General features: G+C 54.0%; 2 protein-coding genes. One reads left to right on the top strand and one right to left on the bottom strand.

The features are described from left to right. The first annotated feature begins 108 nt into the window (after positions 1–108). Positions 109–348 carry a hypothetical protein gene (locus L3X40_RS21855; protein WP_237367435.1) on the top strand — a complete coding sequence of 80 codons (240 nt, stop codon included), beginning with the start codon at positions 109–111 and terminating at the stop codon, positions 346–348. A gap of 623 nt (positions 349–971) precedes the next feature. Here L3X40_RS21855 and L3X40_RS21850 read toward each other — a convergent pair. Next, positions 972–1,151 (bottom strand): hypothetical protein (locus L3X40_RS21850; protein WP_237367434.1); only part of this gene is annotated, 180 nt, incomplete at its 5' end.

The following is a 1,151-nucleotide window of genomic DNA, read 5'->3' as shown; positions in this document are numbered from 1 at the left end:
CGGTACACTTTTACTCCGAAATGAACGGACCCCAAAAGACCCGTCAGTGGTACATTTTTACTCCGCCGTTTATACCATTGGGTTCGAAATCTGAGCCACGGGCTCAGCTTGATCAACCTTGAGGAAGCGGCCCGCGCAGAAACGGAAGTCGATTTGGCGGCGCTAGCACAAAAGCGTGTTCCCATAACCTTGCTTCGAGAACAGGAGAGCTTCTTCGCCTACACCCAAACCATGTTTGGGTTTGTGAACTATGCCTATCGAACGGCAATCGGCACTATGCAGATTAATCCGATGAAGCGTCCCGTGAAACCTCAACGGCGGCCAGCACTGTTTGATCCACCTGCATAGCCGCCACCAGTTCAACGATATGAAGCAACATTGCCTTCGGAACTATGGCGAGGTCGTTAGGTCTGCCTCCGCCAAACTGCAAAAACGGCGTTATCAGTCGAGGTCATGGCTTTGATCATTTCGCCGTGATCGAAAAACGGAAGCGTGGAGATATAGTCGATCACAGTTTCTTCGCCCGTTGCCCCTTGTGGGAAAACACACGCCAATTGGTCGCCACGATCGAATAGCAACCACCAAACTCTGCCCCCACGGCTCGCTGTCGTTTGTTTCGATGGCGACGCCCGAGAGATCGCCCTTGGCGACAGAATTGATCTGACCGGCTTCATCACTGACGCTGATGAGATCGTCATTATAGCGACCACCCACTTGCACTCAGGCTCGAGCCGCCGGGGCTTTTTCTTGAACCAACTGAACATGTTCCGCCCCCAGAAAAGGAAGGCAAGTTATCGATGCGGCGGAATATCCGCAATCGTCGGCGTGAACTGTCATTGCCGATTTCGATGAATGTAGAGCCGCTTCGCCGCGTCGTAGCGCGGAACCCGCCATTCCGGACCCGGCCCAACTTGACTCGCATTGCGACAGGCAGGTGTGGTCACACAAAACATTGATTCTTCCTGCTATCACTATACCCCGCCGCCTTCGCGGGGATGGCGCAGGGCCGCGATCAACCGGGAAACCGCATCAATCATCAATGGTTCAATACAGGAACGCGAGGGGCGCTGAACTCTTTTCAGGAGAAGGCATGAATGTTGGGTGAGCGGCTGATACTCCCGATTCGTGCTCGTTTTGGGCATATGTGTTGG

The sequence above is a fragment of the Rhizorhapis sp. SPR117 genome (assembly GCF_021742065.1).
The sequence above is the reverse complement of the archived record's forward strand: the minus strand, read 5'-3'. Positions and strand labels throughout refer to the sequence as shown.